Origin of the sequence: Rhizobium sp. BR 250, assembly GCF_047445855.1 — a bacterium.
Taxonomy (GTDB): Bacteria; Pseudomonadota; Alphaproteobacteria; order Rhizobiales; family Rhizobiaceae; genus Agrobacterium; species Agrobacterium tumefaciens_I.
The window spans coordinates 33,128-54,323 of record NZ_JARWKW010000016.1; the positions used below are offsets into that span (position 1 = coordinate 33,128).

General features: G+C 60.1%; 18 protein-coding genes. 15 read left to right on the forward strand and 3 right to left on the reverse strand.

The genetic code is table 11. The annotated features are described in order from the left end of the window. Nucleotides 1-167: 167 nt before the first annotated feature. On the reverse strand, nucleotides 168-1,337 hold the full coding sequence (locus QD336_RS21900; RefSeq protein WP_499172176.1) for a cysteine desulfurase family protein: 1,170 nt from the start codon (nucleotides 1,335-1,337) through the stop codon (nucleotides 168-170). A 211-nt stretch (nucleotides 1,338-1,548) separates the two neighbouring features. On the opposite strand from QD336_RS21900, the gene QD336_RS21905 reads away from it, so the two are divergent. Then, nucleotides 1,549-2,226, forward strand: coding sequence for an alpha/beta hydrolase (locus QD336_RS21905; protein ID WP_003495402.1), 678 nt, complete (start codon nucleotides 1,549-1,551; stop codon nucleotides 2,224-2,226). Nucleotides 2,227-2,469: 243 nt separating this feature from the next. On the opposite strand, the gene QD336_RS21910 is transcribed toward QD336_RS21905, so the two are convergent. Next, nucleotides 2,470-3,591 (reverse strand): anhydro-N-acetylmuramic acid kinase, encoded by a 1,122-nt coding sequence (locus tag QD336_RS21910; RefSeq protein ID WP_499172177.1) that lies wholly within the window; start codon nucleotides 3,589-3,591, stop codon nucleotides 2,470-2,472. Between the two features lie 148 nt (nucleotides 3,592-3,739). On the opposite strand from QD336_RS21910, the gene tyrS reads away from it, so the two are divergent. Next, on the forward strand, nucleotides 3,740-4,993 hold the full coding sequence (gene tyrS, locus QD336_RS21915) for a tyrosine--tRNA ligase (RefSeq protein ID WP_499172178.1): 1,254 nt from the start codon (nucleotides 3,740-3,742) through the stop codon (nucleotides 4,991-4,993). 44 nt (nucleotides 4,994-5,037) lie between these two features. Here the strand turns inward: tyrS and QD336_RS21920 are convergent, their stop codons facing one another. Beyond that, entirely contained in the window at nucleotides 5,038-8,421 is a 3,384-nt protein-coding gene (locus QD336_RS21920; RefSeq protein ID WP_499172180.1) for a YhdP family protein, read from the reverse strand. 235 nt (nucleotides 8,422-8,656) lie between these two features. On the opposite strand from QD336_RS21920, the gene bcp reads away from it, so the two are divergent. From bcp to purQ, 13 genes are all read left to right on the forward strand, one after another. Further along, nucleotides 8,657-9,124 (forward strand): thioredoxin-dependent thiol peroxidase, encoded by a 468-nt coding sequence (bcp, locus tag QD336_RS21925; protein WP_499172182.1) that lies wholly within the window; start codon nucleotides 8,657-8,659, stop codon nucleotides 9,122-9,124. Between the two features lie 14 nt (nucleotides 9,125-9,138). After that, complete coding sequence (locus tag QD336_RS21930; protein ID WP_499172212.1) at nucleotides 9,139-9,966, forward strand: ferritin-like domain-containing protein; 828 nt, start codon at nucleotides 9,139-9,141, stop codon at nucleotides 9,964-9,966. Nucleotides 9,967-10,055: 89 nt separating this feature from the next. Continuing rightward, on the forward strand, nucleotides 10,056-11,348 hold the full coding sequence (locus QD336_RS21935; RefSeq protein WP_499172184.1) for a M23 family metallopeptidase: 1,293 nt from the start codon (nucleotides 10,056-10,058) through the stop codon (nucleotides 11,346-11,348). A gap of 219 nt (nucleotides 11,349-11,567) precedes the next feature. Further along, the gene (locus QD336_RS21940; protein WP_499172186.1) at nucleotides 11,568-13,064 is read left to right on the forward strand and encodes a DEAD/DEAH box helicase; all 1,497 of its coding nucleotides are present in this window, start codon (nucleotides 11,568-11,570) and stop codon (nucleotides 13,062-13,064) included. Nucleotides 13,065-13,072: 8 nt separating this feature from the next. Continuing rightward, nucleotides 13,073-13,498: an NUDIX domain-containing protein gene (locus QD336_RS21945; protein WP_499172187.1), complete on the forward strand. Its 426-nt coding sequence runs from the start codon at nucleotides 13,073-13,075 to the stop codon at nucleotides 13,496-13,498. A 1,264-nt stretch (nucleotides 13,499-14,762) separates the two neighbouring features. After that, entirely contained in the window at nucleotides 14,763-15,842 is a 1,080-nt protein-coding gene (locus QD336_RS21950) for an ABC transporter substrate-binding protein (protein WP_269340981.1), read from the forward strand. Nucleotides 15,843-15,974: 132 nt separating this feature from the next. Continuing rightward, nucleotides 15,975-16,652, forward strand: a complete 678-nt coding sequence (rpe, locus tag QD336_RS21955; protein WP_499172188.1) for a ribulose-phosphate 3-epimerase — start codon at nucleotides 15,975-15,977, stop codon at nucleotides 16,650-16,652. Nucleotides 16,653-16,708: 56 nt separating this feature from the next. Beyond that, a complete protein-coding gene (locus QD336_RS21960; RefSeq protein ID WP_499172189.1) occupies nucleotides 16,709-17,215 on the forward strand; it encodes a hypothetical protein in 507 nt (168 codons plus the stop codon). 81 nt (nucleotides 17,216-17,296) lie between these two features. Continuing rightward, nucleotides 17,297-18,604, forward strand: a complete 1,308-nt coding sequence (purB, locus tag QD336_RS21965) for an adenylosuccinate lyase (protein ID WP_269340975.1) — start codon at nucleotides 17,297-17,299, stop codon at nucleotides 18,602-18,604. Between the two features lie 68 nt (nucleotides 18,605-18,672). After that, complete coding sequence (locus QD336_RS21970; RefSeq protein WP_269340973.1) at nucleotides 18,673-19,236, forward strand: alpha/beta hydrolase; 564 nt, start codon at nucleotides 18,673-18,675, stop codon at nucleotides 19,234-19,236. A 203-nt stretch (nucleotides 19,237-19,439) separates the two neighbouring features. Further along, complete coding sequence (purC, locus tag QD336_RS21975) at nucleotides 19,440-20,204, forward strand: phosphoribosylaminoimidazolesuccinocarboxamide synthase (protein ID WP_003495374.1); 765 nt, start codon at nucleotides 19,440-19,442, stop codon at nucleotides 20,202-20,204. Nucleotides 20,205-20,259: 55 nt separating this feature from the next. After that, nucleotides 20,260-20,502 (forward strand): phosphoribosylformylglycinamidine synthase subunit PurS, encoded by a 243-nt coding sequence (purS, locus tag QD336_RS21980; protein ID WP_003507918.1) that lies wholly within the window; start codon nucleotides 20,260-20,262, stop codon nucleotides 20,500-20,502. Between the two features lie 19 nt (nucleotides 20,503-20,521). Then, complete coding sequence (gene purQ / locus QD336_RS21985) at nucleotides 20,522-21,193, forward strand: phosphoribosylformylglycinamidine synthase subunit PurQ (protein ID WP_499172191.1); 672 nt, start codon at nucleotides 20,522-20,524, stop codon at nucleotides 21,191-21,193. Nucleotides 21,194-21,196 lie beyond the last annotated feature (3 nt).

Sequence of the window (21,196 nt, forward strand, 5' to 3'; positions counted from 1 at the left end):
CGGTGGCTTGTCAACGTATCAAGGCGGAAAGCCGCCTTATTCATCTTCGGGCAAATCGTTCCGAGCCGTCAGCCGGGGCGGAGCTTATACCCATGTAGGTGCGGGATGGCGCTTTTCACACATCCCGGCAAGCGGAAAATTGCTATTCCGCAATTCTTTGCCACATTTTACGCGGCCTGACCGGAAAGCTTGCGCCGTCCGGCAATTTTCGTGAACGCCGCAAGCGTCCTGTCTATATCGGCCTCGTCGGTCGCGTGGCCGAGGGAAATCCTGAGTGCACCGAGCTTGGGATCGTGCCCCATCGCCGTCAGCACATGACTTTCCCCCACCTTGCCGGAAGAGCAGGCCGAACCGGCAGACAACGCTATACCCTCGATATCGAAGGCAATCTGTCCCGTTTCCGCCTTCAGGCCCGGCAGGGTGAAGAAGGTCGTATTACCCACACGGGCAACATCCGCACCATGGATGATGACATCGGGCGCGTTGACCCGCATGCCGTTCTCCAGCTTCGCCCGCAGCGCGCCTAGACGCGTCGCTTCGTCCGCCAGTCTCTCGGCCGCCACGGCAGCGGCGGCACCAAAACCAATGACCGACAAGGTATTTTCCGTGCCGGAACGATGTCCCTTTTCCTGCCCGCCGCCATGGATCAGCGGCTTCGGCATCATCACCTCGCCGCGCGAGATGAGAGCGCCGGCGCCCTTGGGGCCACCGAGCTTGTGGGACGAGATGACGAGGAAATCCGCATCCAGCGCATTGATATCGAGCGGAACGCGGCCCGCCGCCTGAACCGCATCCACCACCATCAATCCGCCTGCCACGTGCACGAGCCGCGCGGCTTCCGCCACCGGCTGGAGAATGCCGGTCTCATTATTGACCAGCATGCAGGCGACCATCGGCAGGCCGGTGGACTTGTCGTGCGACGACAGCAGCGCCTCAAGCGCAGCAAGATCGATGACACCCGCTGACGTAACGGAAACTTCCGTAACGTCATCCTTCTCAAAGCGGCCGCCTTCGCGGAACGCGGGGTGCTCGATGGCGGACACATAAAGGCGGCCATAACGCACAGGCGCACGCCCCATTCTGAATTCCGGCGTCAGCACCAGATTGGCGGCCTCGGTCGCACCGCTGGTGAAAGTGACATGGGATGCCTGCGCGCCGGCAAGTGCGGCAACGTCGCGACGGGCAGCCTCCACGGCGGCGCGGGCAGCGCGCCCTTCCCGGTGCACGGAAGACGGATTGCCGGCAAGATCGAGCGCGGACACAAGGATATCGCGCACGGCGGGCAGAAGCGGCGCCGTGGCGTTCCAGTCCATATATGTGCGCGTTAAACCCGTCATAGCGGAAAAGCTTCGCTCAATCTTATATGCGCCAAAACGCATTTTTCTTGAAATTACAGTTGCGCTTGCCTTATGACACGACCCGAGTGCTTGAGCACACGCAAAGTTTCGAATTATTCTAAACTGCGTTCTAGAAAAGATGACACAGTTCGTCAAGTCTTCTCATCGGAAGAATGCGGTTCGGGAATGAAAAAACACGACCGGAGTACCAATGCCCGAAGTCATCTTTAACGGCCCTGCGGGTCGCCTCGAAGGCCGTTATCAACCCTCCAAGGAAAAGAGCGCGCCGATCGCGATCATTCTTCATCCGCACCCGCAGTTTGGCGGGACGATGAACAACCAGATCGTCTACCAGCTCTTCTATCTTTTCCAGAAGCGCGGCTTCACGACGCTCCGGTTCAACTTCCGTTCCATCGGCCGCAGCCAGGGCGAATTCGACCACGGCGCCGGCGAACTTTCCGATGCCGCCTCCGCGCTCGACTGGGTGCAGAGCCTGCATCCCGATTCGAAAAGCTGCTGGGTCGCCGGTTACTCCTTCGGCGCCTGGATCGGCATGCAGCTTCTGATGCGCCGTCCGGAAATCGAAGGTTTCATGTCGATTGCGCCGCAGCCCAACACCTACGACTTCTCCTTCCTCGCCCCCTGCCCGTCCTCCGGCCTCATCATCAACGGCGATGCCGACAAGGTCGCGCCTGAAAAGGACGTGAACGGCCTCGTCGAGAAGCTGAAGACCCAGAAGGGCATCCTCATCACCCACCGCACCCTTCCCGGCGCCAACCACTTCTTCAACGGCAAGGTGGATGAGCTGATGGGCGAATGCGAGGACTACCTCGACCGTCGCCTGAACGGCGAACTGGTGCCGGAACCGGCGGCCAAGCGTATTCGGTGATTTGGCCGCCCGGTATCCGGGCAGGCTTGATATCCCTACAATGGTCCCCGGCGGGCTGGGCTTACCCCCCTCTGCCCTGCCGGGCATCTCCCCCTCAAGGGGGGAGATCGAATCGTGGCAACCGATCGACCAACTTCAAGTTTCGCAACTCAGGCGAAGAGCAGGCATCTGGCTGATCTCCCCCCTTGAGGGGGAGATGCCCGGCAGGGCAGAGGGGGGGTGAGCCAAGCTCACCTTCATCTATTACCCCCGCACCAAAACCCCACCCGTCACCGGCTCCTTAACCCCCGTCGTACCCGGATAGGTCAGCGGCAGCGCCTTCAGCGAGCGCACCGCCAGATAGGCCCAGGCCTCCGCCTCCATCGCCCCGCCATCGAAACCCGCCTCTTCGGCCGCGATCACCCGCGCCCCAACCTTTGCGGCAAGGCCCGCAAACTCCGCCATGATAACAGGATTGAGCCGCCCGCCGCCGCAAACCACGTAGGTTTTAGCCGCTTCTGGCAAATAACTCGCCGACTTGAGGATCGCCGCACCCGTCAGATGCGCCAGCGTCCGCGCGCCATCCGCCAGCGAGGCCTCGCCCTTTTGCGGCGGCACGAAATCGCTGCGGTCGAGCGAGCGGCGGATATTGGCCGAAAAGAACGGGCTTTCCATATAACGCTCCACCAGCGAAGCAACCACGCTACCAGCCGCCGCCGTCCTGCCGCCCTTGTCGAAGGCCTTGCCGGTGTGCGCCTCGATCCACTGGTCGATCAGCATATTGCCGGGACCGCTATCGAAGGCGGCAAGCCGTCCCGCCTCGCCGATATAGGTCAGGTTGGAGATACCACCGATATTAACGAAGACGGCGGGCGTTTCGAAACCATCAGGCAGGTTGGCGGAAAGCGCCATATGATAGGCGGGGATCAGCGGCGCGCCCTGCCCGCCATGCACCATATCATTGGCGCGCATGTCGTAAACCACGTCGATGCCGGTCTCTTCGGCGAGCAGCTTCCCGTCGCCGATCTGCACGGTCAGCGCCTCATCCGGCCGATGCAGCACGGTCTGACCATGAAAACCGATCACATCGATATCGCCGGGCTGAAGCCTGTGGCGATGGAGGAAGGATTTAACCGCCGCCGCATGGGCAAGCGTCAGCTTGCGCTCGGCCTCACCCAGATCGCCGGGGCGTTCGCGCCTTTCGACGATGGATTTGGCCGTGATCAATGCCTTCTGCCAGATGGCGCGCAGGCCCTGATCATAGGGAAAATAACCGCTCGGCCCGTGTCGGACCACGCTTTCGCCATCCGTGCGCAAAAGCGCAATATCGACGCCGTCCATCGATGTGCCGCTCATCAGCCCGATTGCCGTTTTGACCTCGCCCACGCGCCGCTCCCTTGCAATATCGAATCATGATGACGTGAATCCCGATATTCATGGCCGAAACGGGTGCACATTTCAAAAAACAATGATAAAGCCCCGGCGTTCATTGGCTTTCAATGACGGAAAAGATCAAACCAGAAAGTAAAAGGTTATGTCCAGGTTCAAGTCCGATTTCCTCCGCACGCTCGATGAGCGCGGCTTCATTCACCAGATCTCCGATGAGGCAGGTCTCGACGAACTGTTCGCCAAGGAAACCGTGACCGCCTATATCGGCTATGACCCGACGGCTTCCAGTTTGCATGTCGGTCACCTCACCCAGATCATGATGCTGCACTGGATGCAGAAGACCGGCCACCAGCCGATCTCACTGATGGGCGGCGGCACCGGCATGGTGGGTGATCCCTCCTTCAAGGAAGAGGCCCGCAAGCTGATGACGGTCGACATGATCGAGGACAACATCACCTCGCTCAAGCACGTCTTCGCCAATTACCTCGATTACGATCGCGCCAACAATCCGGCGCTGATGATCAACAATGCCGACTGGCTGCGTGGTCTGAACTACCTCGAATTCCTGCGCGATGTCGGCCGCCACTTCTCGGTCAACCGCATGCTGTCCTTCGACAGCGTGAAGACGCGTCTTGACCGCGAACAGTCGCTGTCCTTCCTCGAATTCAACTACATGATCCTGCAGGCCTACGACTATGTGGAGCTGAACCAGCGCACCGGCTGCCGCCTGCAGATGGGCGGTTCGGACCAGTGGGGCAACATCATCAATGGCATCGACCTCGGTCACCGCATGGGGACGCCGCAGCTTTACGCGCTGACCTCACCGCTTCTGACCACCTCCTCCGGTGCGAAGATGGGCAAGTCGGCATCGGGCGCGGTGTGGCTGAACAAGGACCTGCTGCCGGTCTATGATTTCTGGCAATACTGGCGCAACACGGAAGATGCGGACGTGGTTCGCTTCGCCAAGCTGTTCACCACCCTGCCGATGGATGAGATCGCCCGTCTCGCCGCGCTTGGCGGATCGGAAATCAACGAGGCGAAGAAAATCCTCGCCACCGAAGTGACGGCGATCCTGCATGGCCGCGCAGCGGCGGAAGAGGCAGCGGAAACGGCGCGCAAGACCTTCGAAGAAGGCGCGCTTGCCGAAAACCTGCCCTCCATCGAGGTTCCGGCGTCCGAACTGGAAAACGGCGTCGGTGTTCTTTCCCTCATCGTCCGCGCCGGCCTTGCCGGCTCGAATGGCGAGGCCCGCCGCCACGTTCAGGGTGGCGCGGTGAAGATCAACGATCAGGGCGTTTCCGATGAGCGTCAGGTCGTCGGCACCGGCGAAGTCACCGGCGATGGCGTCATCAAGCTGTCGGTCGGCAAGAAGAAGCACGTTCTGGTTCGCCCGGCGTAAAACCAGCGCCAAACCCGCATCAAGGGCCGCGCAAGCGGCCCTTTTTATTGGAACTCGAAAATCTGCCGGAAGACACCCGGCGCAATCAGCGACAGCGGGTTGATCGTCAGCTTCGGCTGGTCCGTCTGGCCGGAAAGCTTGAAGGTGATGCCGAGCAGGCCGCGGTCGCGGCCATTGCCGAGGAAGATGCCGATGAAGGGCAATTCACCGAACAGCCGGTTCAGCCCATAAGCAGGCATGAAGGTGCCGGTCATGTCCATGCGGCCGTTCTGATCCTTCAAGAGCCCCTGGAATGTCGCGCCGATCTGTTCACCGCGCACGACGCCGTTTTCGACCGCCACCGAGCCGTTGACATAAACGAGCCGGGCAAAACCGCGCTGGAATTTTTCCGAGCTGACGTCGATATTGCGGCGCACCGCATTGTTGAGGCTCCTGCCGTCCTCGCCGGTCGGCGTGGCGACGATATCCTGCAGCTTCGCTTCGTTGACCACGGCAAAGTTGCGCAGGTCGAGCGAGCCGCTCCAGTCGCTGCCATTGGCGGTCGTCAGGGCAAGATTGAGCAGGCCGCCACGGATACGGCTGTAGATATTGGCGAAGCGGGCGAGAGAGCCTGCGTCGCTGCTGGTCAGCGTCACGGTTCCCGTCGCCCCGCGATTGGTGGTCTGCGCCACGACCGCCTGGCCGTTACCGGTGACACCCCGCACATTGACCGACCGGACCTTGCCATCGCGCACGCTGACATCGGCACTGACATTGGCAAGAATCTCGTCGTTGAACCCGTAGACCTTGTCGAATTGCGCGGTGACCGCAAGCGTGGGCTGCGAACGGGATGTGCCGTCGCCACCGCTGGACGGGCTGCGCAGCTTCGAAATGAACGGCCGAAGATCGGCGGATTTGCCCGAAGCATTGATGGTGTAGCCGTTTTTCGAGGCGGCGACCGAAACGGCATAATTATCGGCGGGCGACAATTGCACCCGGTCGAGATCGGCTGAAATCAGCCCGTTCTTGCTGAAGACGATATCGCCGGCGGCGCCGAAACCGTCGCCGTCCAGGGAAAAATCGCTGATCGTCGTGCGGCCATCGGCGGTTTCCAAGGTGAAGGCGGCCTTGGCCGGAATGCCGACGCCCTTGCTCCAGCCAAGCCCCGGCAGGACGATCGATGCCTTGGCGAGATCGAGCCGGATGTCCTGGCGTTTCGGATCCGCGCCATTGATCTCCAGCACCGTCGTACCGCCCAGCACGGAGGACAGTTCAGGCGCAAGCTTGGCGACCTGCGTCTCGTTCAGGGTGGCCTTCAGGGACAGGGTGGGAGCAACATCGCTGTTCTTGCGCACAGGTTCCGTCATCACGATGTCCATCGGCACATCGTCCACACGGCCCTTGCCTTCCAGCTTGAGCTGGTGGTCGTTCAGCGTCATGAAACCGTCAAGCGCAGTCACCTTGTGGCCGGCGAAAGGCTTCGTCAGCGACAGGTTCTTCAGGTCGAGATCGGCCGTCCACACCGGCGGCGGCGGCTTGTGGCTGGAGAGCAGGCCGACGGTCAGTTTCGCATTGACCTTGACGTCGCCGGTGAAATCTTCCGGCTTGAACTGGGTGTCCTTCAGCGCGTTGATGGGATTGAGCGTTGCAAGCTCCGCCACGGCATCGGCCGAGCCCGATACGTTCAGCTCCAGATTTCCAAGCAGCGGCTTCTCGTAAACGGCAGAAATGAGGAAACGGCTGTTTTCAAGCGAAAGTGAGCGGTTGGAGGGGAAATAGGATGTCGCCCGCTTGATATCGACGGCCATCCTGCCGCCGACGAGGTCGAAATGCGCATCGACATCGCGCAGCGGCGGAATGTCGCCGGTGGTGTTGAGGCGCGTATCGTCGATATCGAAGCGGATCTGCATTTCGCTTTCACCAAGCACCAGCGGGCAACCGGGGCCGCACATCCGCCCCTGCGGGATGAAGATCGCGATCGAGCCATTGGTGATGGTGCCGCCGTAAAGATTGGACACCACCCAGTCGCGCGGCTTGTGGGCCATCCAGAACGGCCAGAGCTGCTTGACCGCCGTCGCCTCCATCTTCGGAATCTGACCGCCGAAGCTGATTTCCGGCGAGCCCTGGCCAAACCGGATCTTCAGCGATCCCGCCATGTCTCCGAGCGGGCCGCTGACATAAAGCGAGGGAACATCGAGCTGCTTCGTGGCTGCCGCAAAATGCCCGTCCGCCTTCAGGCTGAAGGGAACCGGCGCCTCGCCCGAGGCTTCGGAGGACGCGATCCCATTGTCTATTCTGAGCGAAAGGCCGAATCCATCGTCCGTATCGCTGATTTCACCGGCGACCGGAATGATCGTCCGCCCGAGTTCCACCCGCGAATTGTCGATGACCACGGTGCTTTTTACAAAGTCGTAACGGGCATTGACGGTGCCGGAGGTGAAGGTCTGGGCCTCGCCGCCGATAAGAAGCGTTCCGTTGCCCATGCCGACCGAGACGTCCAGCCTGGGCTCCTGCCCTTCCGTGGCGCGCCGGGCGACAATATTCACACCCGTCTTGACGTTCAGCCCCTCATGGAGATTTCCGTCGGGATCGTATTTTTCCAGAAACGGACCGATATCGAAACCATCGATACGGGCCTGAAAACCGTCGATCCTGCCGCCCGATCCCGATGTCTGAAGCGCCACGCTGGCGACTTCACCGTTAAACATCGTCTCGCCGTCCAGCGAATATCCACCCTGCTGGTCGGGTGTCAGCGACAGTTCCCGCACCTCGATGGTGCGCGGCTTTCCGAGCTCGCTCGGCGGCAGGTGAATGGAAACGCTGGAAATATCGATTTCCTCGGTGCCGCTGCTTAAAAAGGCCTGAGCCAGCTTGTCGAGCTGCCCGAAGGCCTCCTGCAATTGCTGCGGCACGGCGTCGAGCTTGATGCTGGTGAGATCAAAGCCGTTACCCTTCGGCAGCAGCGCCGTATCCAGTTCCATGCCATCGGCTTCGAGGCTTTCCACCGAAACACGGCCGGCCAGAAGCGCAAGCGGATCGAGCGCCATGCCGATAGCCCGTGCCCGGCTCAGATGCTGGCCGGATTCCTTCTCGATGATATCCACATCCTCGGCCACCAGCGCCAGCCGCAGCCCGGTGGAGAAGCGGATCGCCGAGGAACCGATGCGCGCGCTGTAGTGCGGGCCAAGTGCCCGCTCAAGCGCCTGCTGCGCCTGGCTGGACAACGTCCTGTCGATGGAGCCGGTCTCGACGGACAGAATGATGCCGCCGATGGAGAGGAAGGCCAGCACAAAAAGTGCCGCGAAAATCTTGCAGAAAGCGCGCGCCATGGAACGCGGCGGCGGGCAATGCACGATGATGGGATCTTCCGCCTGCGCCGAAGGAAGCTCGTGCAGCGCAATGATATCGCGCCTGCCGAACGTAACCTTTTCACCCCGTATTTCAGCCATACGCCCGTGTTTGCCCCTGGATAGCTTTTGTTTCGCCGCAACACCGGAGCGGGATGGCGAAAAGTGTAAGCGGTTTTCGTCCGGAATCCCGCTCTAATTCTCTAATTCAGATCACGATTCAGATTTCAGACCCTATTTGCCTGAAATCTGAATCGTGATCTGGACGACGCGCGGTTTCGCTATATATCGAATGTGGCGACTTTCCCTCAACATCCCGGCGAAAGAAAGGTAGATTATGACAGACTTGACGATTGGTGGCCCAGCTCCCGATTTTACTTTGCCCCGCAACGGTGAAGGGACGGTGACACTGTCCAAACTTCAAGGCAAGGCCGTCATCCTCTATTTTTATCCAAAGGACGATACTTCCGGCTGCACCGCCGAAGCGATCGATTTCAGCGCGCTCGGTGGCGAATTCGAGGCCGCAAACGCCGTCGTCATCGGTATTTCACCCGACAGCGTCAAAAGCCACGACAAGTTTGCGGCAAAACACGCGCTCTCCGTCATGCTGGCCTCCGATGAGGATAAAAAGGTTCTGGAAGCCTATGGCGTCTGGAAGGAAAAAAGCATGTATGGCCGGAAATATATGGGCGTGGAACGCACCACCTTCCTTATCGGGCGCGATGGAAAAATCGCGGAAATCTGGAACAAGGTGAAGGTCGCGGGCCATGCGCAGGCCGTTCTCGAGGCCGCAAGGAACCTCTGAAGGACGGAACCGTGGTGACGCCCCCGTTCAAGATCACGTCCCTGCGCGGCGGCGCGACGGAAGCCATCGCCTGTGCGGGTCTCGACAGGAAAACCGCTTTGGCGCAGGAAACCGCGACGCGCTGGTTCGAGCGCCGCCTGTCGCTGCGCTCGCCGCTCGATCCGCCCCTGCCCGAGCGGCCGGGCAGACCCGAGAAGCCCGAACTCGTTCCGCCGACCGCGGTGGAACGCCGCTCCCTTCACAGCGTCAGGGGCCGCATCGCGCTGCTGCATGCCATCGCCCATATCGAACTCAACGCCGTCGATCTCGCGCTCGACATCGTCGCCCGTTATGCCAGAGAGCCGGTGCCGCATTCCTTTTTTGACGGCTGGATGCAGGTCGCCTTCGAGGAAGCGAAACATTTCCGGCTGGTGCGGGACCGGCTGCGCAGCCTCGGCGCCGACTATGGCGACCTGCCCGCCCATGACGGGCTGTGGCAGGCGGCGCATTCCACCCGCAACGATCTGACCGCACGGCTCGCCGTCGTGCCGCTCATTCTGGAGGCGCGCGGGCTGGACGTCACCCCTTCTTTGCAGGCCAAGATGCGCGAGACCGGCGACCTCGAAAGTGCCGCGGTTCTCGATGTCATCTATAATGACGAAAAGGGCCATGTCGCCATCGGCGCCAAATGGTTCCGGTTCCTCTGCGCGCGTGAAAAGAAAGACCCGGCCGCAACCTTCAGGCAACTGGTACGCGCCAATTTCCGTGGCCCGCTGAAACCGCCCTTCAACGACCTTGCCCGCGCCGAAGCCGGCCTGACGCCCTCGTTCTATCGGTCACTCACATCCGTCAGCCATAGCTGACCACCGCCGCTACGCATCTCCGGCAAAACTTCGTTAACCTTAACGAATTATGATTTCCCATAAGAAATCGGCCAGTCCGGAGAGAGATTGTGACTGATACGGCGGAAAACCGGGTATTCGGCAAAAAGCGTGAGCCACACGTGCTCATTCTCGCGCGCGGCGAAAACGTGCGGCATGTGACCATCCGGCCATGGATGGCAGCGCTTGCCGGCTGCACCATCGGCCTGTTTTCGCTCGGTTATCTCGGCGCCACCGGCTATCTCATCCTGCGCGACGACCTGATCGGCGCGACCATGGCGCGCCAGACGCGCATGCAGAATGACTATGAAGATCGCATCGCCGCGCTCAGAGCCCAGGTGGACCGCGTCACCTCCCGGCAGTTACTCGATCAGCAGGTCGTTGAAAAGAAAGTGGAAAAACTGCTGGAACAGCAAGCCGCGCTCACCTCGCGCCACGGGCGCATGAGCGAGCTTCTGGAACGTGCCGAAAATTCCGGCATCGCCGCCGCTCCGGCCGCCCCCTCCTCGCTTTCGAACGCCATGGTGCCGGAAAAACGCGCGGATATTTCCGGCGGCCTTTCCGCCATTGAAAAGCTAATGGCTCCGAAGCCGCAGGCGGAAAAAGCAGCAGCAGACCGACGGGCCGCCTATGTGCCCGCATCCGGCGAAACACCTTCGGACCGCGCAGACCGGGTTTTCTCCAAGGTTACATTGTCGCTGAAGGATATCGAACGCCAGCAGATATCGCGCATCGCCAGGCTGACCAGTGACGCCGAAGACAAGGCAAGCGCCATGCAGGACATCATCCGGCAGGCGGGCCTGAAGATCGAGGAAAACGGCACCGAGGATGTCGGTGGTCCCTATGCCGCCCCTGAGCGCGGCGAAACCGATCCGTTCAACCTGTCGCTCACCAATCTCGACAATGCGCTGAACCGGCTTGATGTCGTCAAGGAAAGCGCGACCGCCCTGCCCTTCGGGAACCCTGCCCCCGGCCGGGCGATCACCAGCCGATTCGGCAACCGGATGGATCCGTTTCTCGGGCGTCCCGCTCTGCATACCGGCATCGATTTTCGCGCCGAAACCGGTGCGGACGTCAAGTCCACCGGCGCCGGCAGGGTGACGGTGGCGGAAAACTCGGGCGGTTACGGCAATATGGTCGAGATCGACCACGGCCAGGGCGTCTCCACCCGATTCGGCCACCTCTCCGCCATCCTCGTCCGGACTGGCGACAGGGTCGAAGCCGACGATATTATCGGCCGCGCCGGCAGCACCGGCCGCTCCACCGGCCCGCATGTGCATTACGAAGTGCGGCGCAACGATACGCCTGTCGATCCCATGCGGTTCCTGATCGCCGGGGCGGAGCTGAAAACCTATCTGAAATAGCAGCCTGATTTTAACGCTTCTTTTGCTCTTTTAACGATAAATCGCACAAATCCACGCCCAAGGCTCAAAAGCCCCGCGCGAAGCATCACGTTTCGTGCGCTTTTCCCGTTGTTTCCTTGACTTTCCGGCAATTTGGGCCTATCCCCGCGCCAAGTCTTTGCAAGTGCCGTAGCGGCACGCAGGTGTTCTTACCGAACCAGAACGGAAAAAGTTCTTCCTTTGACAACATTCTCTGATCTTGGCCTGAGCCAAAAAGTTCTTTCCGCTATTGCAGATGCCGGCTACACGACGCCGACACCCATTCAGGCTGGCGCCATTCCGCCGGCGCTGGAAAAGCGTGATATCTGCGGTATCGCACAGACCGGCACGGGCAAAACCGCGTCCTTCGTTCTGCCGATGCTGACGCTGCTCGAAAAGGGCCGTGCGCGCGCCAGAATGCCGCGCACCCTGATCCTCGAGCCGACCCGCGAGCTTGCGGCACAGGTGGCAGAGAACTTCGAGAAATACGGCAAGAATCACAAGCTGAACGTCGCCCTCCTCATCGGCGGTGTCTCCTTCGAAGACCAGGACCGCAAGCTCGAGCGTGGCGCCGATGTGCTGATCTGCACGCCCGGCCGCCTTCTCGACCATTGCGAGCGCGGCAAGCTGCTGATGACCGGCGTTGAAATCCTCGTCATCGACGAAGCCGACCGCATGCTCGACATGGGCTTCATTCCCGATATCGAACGCATCGCCAAGATGATCCCCTTCACCCGGCAGACGCTGTTCTTCTCGGCCACCATGCCGACGGAAATCCAGAAGCTGGCTGACCGCTTCCTGCAGAACCCCGTTCGTGTCGAGGTTGCCAAGCCTTCCTCCACGGCCAAGACCGTTGCCCAGCGCATCGTCGCCGCGCATGCCAAGGATTATGAGAAGCGCGCCGTGCTGCGCGATCTCGTCCGCGCCGAAGAGGCCGAACTGAAGAACGCCATCATCTTCTGCAACCGCAAGAAGGATGTGGCGGACCTGTTCCGCTCGCTCGACCGCCACGGTTTTTCCGTCGGCGCGCTGCATGGCGACATGGACCAGCGTTCGCGCACCACGATGCTGCAGAACTTCAAGGACGGCAATCTGAAGCTGCTCGTCGCCTCCGACGTTGCCGCACGCGGCCTGGACATCCCGGATGTCAGCCATGTCTTCAACTTCGATATTCCCATTCATTCGGAAGACTATGTCCACCGCATCGGCCGCACCGGCCGTGCCGGTCGCTCGGGCAAGGCTTTCACCATCGTCACCAGAAGCGACACGAAATATCTCGACGCGATCGAAAAGCTGATCGGCGAAAAGATCGAGTGGCTGAACGGTGATCTCTCCACCCTTCCCGCGCCTATGGAAAGCTTCGAAAGCAATTCCGGCCGCCGGGGCAAGGAACGGGGCGGCAGAGGCCGCGACCGCAACCGTCGCGACGCAGCGCCGGTGGAAACCATCAATCAGGGTGCACAATCCGCTGCGGACACGGACATCGCGGCTCAGGGAGACGACAAGGTGAAAGCAGAACGCAAACCGGAAAAGACCCCGCGCAATTCCGAGCGCAACAGCCGCAACCCGCTGCATGCCAACGATGACAACCGTGACCGCCGCCGCCACTATCGCGACCATGATGACGGCCCGACACCGGTTGGTTTCGGCGACGACATTCCCGCCTTCATGCTGATCGTGGCCAACGCCAAGGCCTGACCAGCGCAATGGACAGCATGACATCGACCATCAAACCAGGCCTGGATTTTCCGGGCGTTGGCGTGGGTCTTGTCATATTGCGCGAAGGCCGCCTGCTTTTATGCCGGCGCTTGAAGGCGCCGGAAGCCGGATACTGGAGCATTCCCGGTGGCAAGGTCGATCACCTTGAAACCTGCCTCGCCGCAGCGCGTCGGGAAGCCGAGGAAGAAACCGGGCTCACGATCGGCGACGTCGAATTTCTCTGCCACAGCGAATTTATCGATCCGGAAGACCGGCACCATTGGGTTTCGCTGATCTTCGTCACCCGTGACACAGAGGGCGAACCTGCCCTGACCGAACCGGACAAGCTTTCCGCCATCGGCTGGTTCGATCCGGATAAGCTCCCGGAACCGATCTCCGCCTTTGCGAAAGACGCGCTCGCCGCCCTGAAATAAAGCCGAACAGGAAACCGAGCAGCTCGCCTGCCGGGAAAAGGGCAGCCGGCGGTGTTTTCAAACGGTTACACGCGTATATATGCCGGCGTCACACCCGCCCTCTCCGCGCGATATCTTTTCTGTAAATATAAAAATGATGGAACGTCTTTGCCGGAGGCTTCACAAATTCAATTTTAAATTGCTTAAATTAGCTCCATGTAAAAAACCGCCCCAGTTTCCCGAAGCGGTTTATACGTAATGAAAAAAATAGAATATAGAATGCAATATAGTCTGGCAGTGCTTATACCGGAACACTTTCCGAGGCCTGTTACAGCCAATTTCAGTCGTCCCCTGAAACACTTATATCTAAGCCAATCATTTACTTTCCGTCAAGCAAATCTTCTCGCAATTGCGAAAAAACCACGAGAAAAAACATGCCACCAATGGGAAGCTTTATATATTTCGAATATATATCAGCAAGTTAGGGAAGTGGAAATAAAATGTGCATTTTTGTGGGCTGCACTCTAGAAGGCACAATAAATAGCGCGCACCCTCCAAATTGTATCTCTACTCCACAAATATAATAGTTTTATAAAGCAATACAGTAATTCAGCCGCGCTGAATTCTTCCCCGCGACGAGAGAGACGGACGCTTAAAGTTCCGTTGAAAATCAACGACAAGGGTCATCTTCATTCGCGACGGGCAAAAACAACTTAAAATTGACATCTTTAAAAAGCGATCCATCAAGCAATATGAACGCCAGTCTCACCAAATTTCCCGAAGTGAAACAGTTCCGCCGAACAACCAGCGGAGATCATACGGACATAAATTCCGTCGCAGTGTGGAATCCATGAATTAACGCACTTACAACTTTGATATAATCAATTGCGTGCAAAAAATAATAATCCACCACATGAAACACTCGGAAGACTGATAAACAAAGTTTATCGCGACCACGAAGTCAGGATAACCGACGATCAGCGCTTCGCGGAACTGACCAGATGGCACAACAATCTGACCAGCCGCGCCGGCCCCTCCTTCGAATGGAACGATCTCATGTCCCAGTTACCATGGGTGGAGCAAAGTCTTGGGGAGGAGCTGCGCTCAAAACGCGCAAGCCCTGAAACGAGCAAAAGATCGGCAAGCTGATCCTCAAAAACAATGCCGGCACGTGGGCAATGTGGTGGTTTTGCAGGAATGTCAGTGACGCGCACGTATTTTTCCTTTGGAAAACCGGTTGTTGCCGATAAACATCAAGCCGGGACAACAGGATTTCGCTCACGTCATGCTTTCACTTCGCCTGCTAACGATCATCGCCGGTTTTGCCTTTGCGGGCTCAGCAAGCGCGGCGTCGATCGGCATTGTTGCCCCGCAGAACGGCCCTTACGAGCTGTTGGGCCAGCAGGTGCGGCAGGGCGCGAAGGCGGCGGCTGCCAAGCTTGGCCTGGATGTCGTGGAAATCCATGAAAGCTGCGAAGATGGCAGCGGCGGCGCGATCGCCGATGGGCTGGCAGCCGCGAAGGTCAGCGCCGCGATCGGTTTTTTGTGCACGGAAACACTTCAGGGTGTTCTGCCGCCGCTGAAGGCGGCCGCCATTCCGGCGATCACGCTTTCCAGCCGTGCGCCGATTCTCATGGAAGACGCACTGAAATATGGCTGGCCGCTTTTCAGGCTTGCCCCGTCCGACCGGGCAGAATCGGACAGGATCGCCGAAATCATCCTGCGCGACTGGAAGGGACATTCCATCGGGCTGGTGGATGACGGCACGATCTACAGCCGCGAACTGGTCGACCGCATCCGCTCGGCACTCGAGGAAAACGGCCTCAAACCCACTTTTGCCGATACGATGCGCCCCAATCAGGAACAGCAGGTGGCGCTTGTGCGCCGGTTGGCGCGAACCGGCATCACGCATGTCTTCGTCGGCGCCGAACGCAACGACGTCGCCATCATCGCCAGAGACGCCGGCTCCGAAAACCTTGCCCTGACGGTCATGGGCGGCGACGCCATGAATGCGGCCAACAATCCCGTCCCTTTGGCCGCGAATGTGCTGGCGGTCACCCGCCCTGCCTTTGATACCCTGCCCTCGGCTCAGGCCGCCGCCGGTGAACTGCGCGCCGCCGGCATCGAGCCCGAAGGCTATGTCCTGCCGGCCTATGCGGCAACGGAACTCACCGCAGCACTTGCGGAGGCGGTACAGGCACAGTCGAAACCCGCGCCCGAAATATTGACGGGTGGCACCGTCTTCAAAACCGTGATCGGCGATCTCGGCTTCAATCCCTCACATGAGCTTTCGGACAATCCCTACCGCCTGCAGCGCTGGAACGGCCAGCGTTTCGAGCCGGTGGAGAAGGCCGAAAGGCAATAGGTCCGGCCGACCTTGCCGGAAATTCGCTGAAGCACGGCTGAAAACCACCAGCAACCGCGCTGCCAGCCGTTTCAAACCCCGATACTTGATGTTAAAGGCAGCTTACGCAACGCGTCGAGAGGAGTTTGCCCCATGTCCCTGCCCATCCGCATAGCCCCGTCCATTCTGGCTGCCAATTTCGCCAAGCTGGGACAGGAAGTCGCCGATGTCACGGAAGCGGGCGCCGACTGGATTCATCTCGATGTCATGGACGGGCATTTCGTGCCTAATATTTCCTTCGGGCCGGATGTCATCAAGGCGCTTCGCCCGCACAGCAATGCCTTTTTCGATTGTCACCTGATGATCGCCCCTGTCGATTCCTATCTCGAAGCCTTTGCCAAGGCGGGCTGCGACGGGATTACCGTGCATGCGGAGGCCGGGCCTCACCTGCATCGCTCGCTTCAGACTATCCGCACGCTCGGCAGGAAGGCCGGCGTGACGCTCAACCCCGCGACCCCGCTTTCCGTCATCGAAAACGTGCTGGATGATGTCGATCTCGTGCTGATCATGAGCGTCAATCCCGGTTTCGGCGGGCAGAAGTTCATTCCGGCCATGCTGGACAAGATCCGCGCCGCAAAGGCGATGATCGGAAACCGGCCGATCGAACTGGAAGTGGATGGCGGTGTGACGGCGGAAACCGCCGGCGCGATCATCGCTGCCGGCGCCAATGCGCTGGTGGCAGGTTCAGCCGTCTTCAAGGGCGATGGCGTCGAAGACTATCGCAAGACGGTTTCGCTGCTGCGCGCGGCAGCGGAAACCGCAAGGTCGTAGCCGAAAAGGCGGCAACGCCGGAAGTATTACGACGGGCGCTTGAAGGCGGGGGCTTGATGGACAGCGACAGGCAGGGTTTCCGCAACGCAATCTCGAAAGCGCTGTTTCCCCTTCTCGCCTCGTTCATCTGGGCAAGCTGTTCGGCGGCCACCGCCTTGCTTGGCCTTTATCTCAGGAACCGGCTGGAGACCGACCATGCCGCCGAGATAATCGCGCTGTTCTTCTGCGGCGGCCTGTTGGGCTGGCCGCTGGCCATGGCGGCATTGCGTCTGCTACCCGCCTCCTCGGCCCTGCCGCTGCGCTTTGCGGCAAGCTGTGCGGCCATCGCCATCTTCACCATAGCGGTCGCGGCGGCGTTTTTCGCGTTCCAGTACCGCATCTTTTATGCGCAGTGGCATGCGCCGGCCTTTTCCCGCATCTGGTTCTTCCAGCAGCTCTTCACCTCGCTCGGCGCGATCTATCAGTTCGCAATTCTTGGCCTAGGGCTGTATTTTCCCTTTGCCGTCCTTCCGCTCCTGCCTGCGGGCGCAATCCTCTGCCGGCGTGCGCAGCGAGCGACATAGCCATGCAGCTTGATAGATTGAGATTACCGGAACACTTTGCTAAACGGGCAGCAAAATTCCTCCACTAAGAAAGTCATTGCCATGATCCCTCGTTACTCCCGACCGGAAATGGTCGCCATCTGGTCGCCGGAAACAAAGTTCCGCATCTGGTTCGAGATCGAGGCATATGCCTGTGACGCGCTGGCCGAGCTCGGTGTCATTCCGAAGTCCGCGGCCCAGACCATCTGGGAAAAGGGTGGCAGCGCCACTTTCGACGTCGCCCGCATCGACGAAATCGAGGCCGTGACCAAGCACGACGTCATTGCCTTCCTCACCCATCTTGCCGAATTTGTCGGCCCCGACAGCCGTTTCGTGCATCAGGGCATGACCTCGTCCGACGTGCTGGACACCACACTCAATATCCAGCTCGTCCGCGCCGCCGATCTGCTGCTCGCCGATATGGACCGGGTGCTGACGGCTCTCAAGACCCGCGCCTTCGAGCACAAGAACACGGTGCGCATCGGCCGCAGCCACGGCATCCACGCCGAGCCGACCACCATGGGCCTGACCTTCGCCCGCTTCTATGCCGAGATGCACCGCAACCGCGAGCGCCTCGTCAATGCCCGCGCCGAAATCGCCACCGGCGCGATCTCCGGCGCCGTCGGCACCTTCGCCAATATCGATCCGCGCGTCGAAGAACATGTCTGTGCCAAGCTCGGCCTCATCCCCGAGCCGGTCTCCACGCAGGTCATCCCGCGTGACCGCCACGCCATGTTCTTCGCAACCCTCGGCGTCATCGCCTCGTCGATCGAAAACGTCGCCATCGAAATTCGCCACATGCAGCGCACCGAGGTTCTGGAAGCGGAAGAGTTCTTCTCTCCCGGCCAGAAGGGCTCGTCGGCAATGCCGCACAAGCGCAACCCGGTTCTGACCGAAAACCTGACCGGCCTTGCCCGTCTGGTGCGCATGTCGGTCGTGCCCGCCATGGAAAACGTGGCGCTGTGGCACGAGCGCGATATCAGCCACTCCTCCGTGGAGCGCGCCATCGGCCCTGACACCACGGTTACCCTAGATTTCGCATTGAACCGTCTGGCCGGCGTCATCGAAAAGCTGGTGATCTACCCGGACAACATGCTGAAGAACATGAACAAGTTCCGCGGCCTCGTGCATTCGCAGCGCGTTCTTCTGGCCCTGACGCAGGCCGGCGTTTCCCGCGAGGACGCCTACCGCCTGGTACAGCGCAACGCCATGAAGGTCTGGGAACAGGGTGCCGACTTCCTTGAGGAACTGCTGGGCGACGAGGAAGTGCGCGCCGCCCTTTCTGAAGAGACGATCCGCGAGAAGTTCGACCTCGGTTACCACACCAAGCATGTCGACACGATCTTCAACCGCGTCTTCGGCAACGCCTGAGAGAACTCCTTGAAGTTAATGCCGCCGCGGCCTTGATCGCGGCGGCATCACAACACAGATATGGGCGCATGAAAGTTTCAGAAGCAGATATCCTGATCGTCCCCGGTTACACCAATTCCGGCCCCGACCACTGGCAGAGCCGCTGGGAGCGCAAGCTTTCCACCGCCCGCCGTGTCGAGCAGGCGGAATGGTCGAAGCCGGTGAAGGAAGATTGGGTCGCCCGGCTGGTGGAAGAGGTCAATGCCTCCACCAAGCCCATCGTCCTTGTCGCCCATTCGCTCGGCGTGCCGACCGTCATCCATGCGCTGCCGGAAATCGGCAAGAAGGTGTCCGGCGCGCTTTTCGTCGCGCCGCCCGATGTCGCCAATCCCGATATCCGGCCCAAGCACCTGATGACCTTCGGGCCTTATCCGCGTGACCCGTTGCCTTTCCCGGCGATCACCATCGCCAGCCGGAACGATCCTTTCGGCTCCTATGAACATGCCGATGACATCGCCGCCGCCTGGGGCTCGCTGCTGATCGACGCCGGCATGTCTGGCCATATCAACACCGAGTCCGGCCATGGTCCGTGGCCGGAAGGCGGTATGGTCTTCGCCCAGTTTTTGAGCCGGCTGAAGGCAGTCGAGCCCTGACGGCGGTGGCCGTGTGAACCGCCTCCCCTTCGATCAGCCCCGGAAGCTGATTTTCCGGGCACAGCGGTTTCCCCGGCCTGTCACAAGAATTGAAGGGAAATATGCCAGCCGCATTGTAGAATGCACTCTTTTCCTTTATGGGACCGCTTCAAAGACCAAACGCAACGCCACCAGAATCGGCGTCAACCAAGAGACCTGCAATTATGAACCGTCGCCGCCGTATTTACGAAGGCAAGGCCAAGATCCTCTACGAGGGTCCGGAGCCAGGCACGCTTATCCAGTTCTTCAAGGACGATGCGACCGCCTTCAACAAGAAGAAGCACGAAGTCATCGACGGTAAGGGTGTGCTGAACAACCGCATCTGCGAATATGTCTTCACGCATCTGAACAAGATCGGTATTCCCACCCACTTCATCCGCCGCCTCAACATGCGCGAGCAGCTGATCAAGGAAGTGGAGATGATCCCGCTCGAGATCGTCGTGCGCAATGTCGCCGCCGGCTCGCTCTCCAAGCGCCTCGGCATCGAGGAAGGCGTGGTGCTGCCGCGTTCGATCATCGAGTTCTATTACAAGTCGGATGAGCTGGAAGACCCGATGGTCTCCGAAGAGCACATCACGGCCTTCGGCTGGGCCAACCCCGCCGAGCTTGATGACATCATGGCGCTCGCCATCCGCGTCAACGACTTCCTGTCCGGCCTCTTCCTCGGCGTCGGCATCCAGCTCGTCGATTTCAAGATCGAATGCGGCCGGCTTTTCGAAGGCGACATGATGCGCATCATCCTCGCCGACGAGATTTCGCCCGACAGTTGCCGTCTGTGGGACATCGAGACCCAGAAAAAGATGGACAAGGACCTGTTCCGCCGCGATATGGGCGGGCTTCTGGAAGCCTATTCCGAAGTGGCGCGCCGTCTCGGCATCATCAATGAAAACGAACCGATCCGCGGCACCGGCCCTGTTCTGGTGAAGTAATATCGGCCTCGTGAAGTAATATTGGCCTCGTAGGGTAAAATCAGGAGAAGATCAGGTGATCAAGGCACGGGTGACTGTTACGCTGAAGAACGGCGTTCTCGATCCGCAGGGCAAGGCAATCGAAGGCGCGCTCGGCAGCCTCGGTTTTGGTGGCGTCGGCCATGTCCGTCAGGGTAAGGTCTTCGATCTGGAACTGGAAGGCGCCGACAAGGCCAAGGCCGAGACCGACCTGAAGGCAATGTGCGAAAAGCTGCTGGCCAATACGGTCATCGAAAACTACGCCATCGCCATCCTCTAAAGCCGCAGGAGCCGCGCCCATGAAATCCGCTGTCGTCCAACTTCCCGGCCTCAACCGCGACCGCGACATGATCGCGGCTCTGACGAAAATCTCCGGTCAGGCGCCCGTCACCATCTGGCAGACGGAAACGGATATTCCCGATGTCGACCTGATCGTCATTCCGGGCGGCTTCTCCTACGGTGACTATCTGCGTTGCGGCGCCATCGCCGCCCGCATGCCGGTCATGCAGGCCATCCGCGAAAAGGCCGAAAAGGGCGTCAAGGTTCTCGGCGTCTGCAACGGCTTCCAGATTCTGGTCGAAGCCGGCATGCTGCCAGGTGCTTTGATGCGCAACGCCTCGCTGAAATTCGTCTGCCGTGAAGTGAAGCTAGAAGTCGCCAATAACGACACCGAATTCACCCGCGCCTATGACAAGGGCCAGATCCTCCGCTGCCCCGTCGCCCATCATGACGGCAACTATTTCGTCGATACGGATGAGCTGAAGTCCGTGGAAGGCAACGGCCAGGTGGTGTTCCGTTATGCCGAAGGCACCAACCCCAACGGCTCGCTGAACGACATCGCCGGCGTCATCAACGCCAAGGGCAACGTTCTCGGCATGATGCCGCATCCCGAAAACCTCATCGAAGCGGCCCATGGCGGCAATGACGGCCGTGGCCTCTTCGCTTCGGCACTCGGCGTCATCGCAGCCTGATGG

What these genes read in the sequence shown, in the direction of transcription:
- QD336_RS21970 (WP_269340973.1), top strand. Translation starts at nt 18,673, where the DNA reads ATGAAAGTTTCAGAAGCAGATATCCTGATCGTCCCCGGTTACACCAAT.
- purQ (WP_499172191.1), top strand. Translation starts at nt 20,522, where the DNA reads ATGAAATCCGCTGTCGTCCAACTTCCCGGCCTCAACCGCGACCGCGAC.
- purB (WP_269340975.1), top strand. Translation starts at nt 17,297, where the DNA reads ATGATCCCTCGTTACTCCCGACCGGAAATGGTCGCCATCTGGTCGCCG.
- QD336_RS21960 (WP_499172189.1), top strand. Translation starts at nt 16,709, where the DNA reads ATGGACAGCGACAGGCAGGGTTTCCGCAACGCAATCTCGAAAGCGCTG.
- QD336_RS21945 (WP_499172187.1), top strand. Translation starts at nt 13,073, where the DNA reads ATGGACAGCATGACATCGACCATCAAACCAGGCCTGGATTTTCCGGGC.
- bcp (WP_499172182.1), top strand. Translation starts at nt 8,657, where the DNA reads ATGACAGACTTGACGATTGGTGGCCCAGCTCCCGATTTTACTTTGCCC.
- QD336_RS21950 (WP_269340981.1), top strand. Translation starts at nt 14,763, where the DNA reads ATGCTTTCACTTCGCCTGCTAACGATCATCGCCGGTTTTGCCTTTGCG.
- rpe (WP_499172188.1), top strand. Translation starts at nt 15,975, where the DNA reads ATGTCCCTGCCCATCCGCATAGCCCCGTCCATTCTGGCTGCCAATTTC.
- purC (WP_003495374.1), top strand. Translation starts at nt 19,440, where the DNA reads ATGAACCGTCGCCGCCGTATTTACGAAGGCAAGGCCAAGATCCTCTAC.
- QD336_RS21900 (WP_499172176.1), bottom strand. Translation starts at nt 1,337, where the DNA reads ATGACGGGTTTAACGCGCACATATATGGACTGGAACGCCACGGCGCCG.
- QD336_RS21920 (WP_499172180.1), bottom strand. Translation starts at nt 8,421, where the DNA reads ATGGCTGAAATACGGGGTGAAAAGGTTACGTTCGGCAGGCGCGATATC.
- tyrS (WP_499172178.1), top strand. Translation starts at nt 3,740, where the DNA reads ATGTCCAGGTTCAAGTCCGATTTCCTCCGCACGCTCGATGAGCGCGGC.
- QD336_RS21905 (WP_003495402.1), top strand. Translation starts at nt 1,549, where the DNA reads ATGCCCGAAGTCATCTTTAACGGCCCTGCGGGTCGCCTCGAAGGCCGT.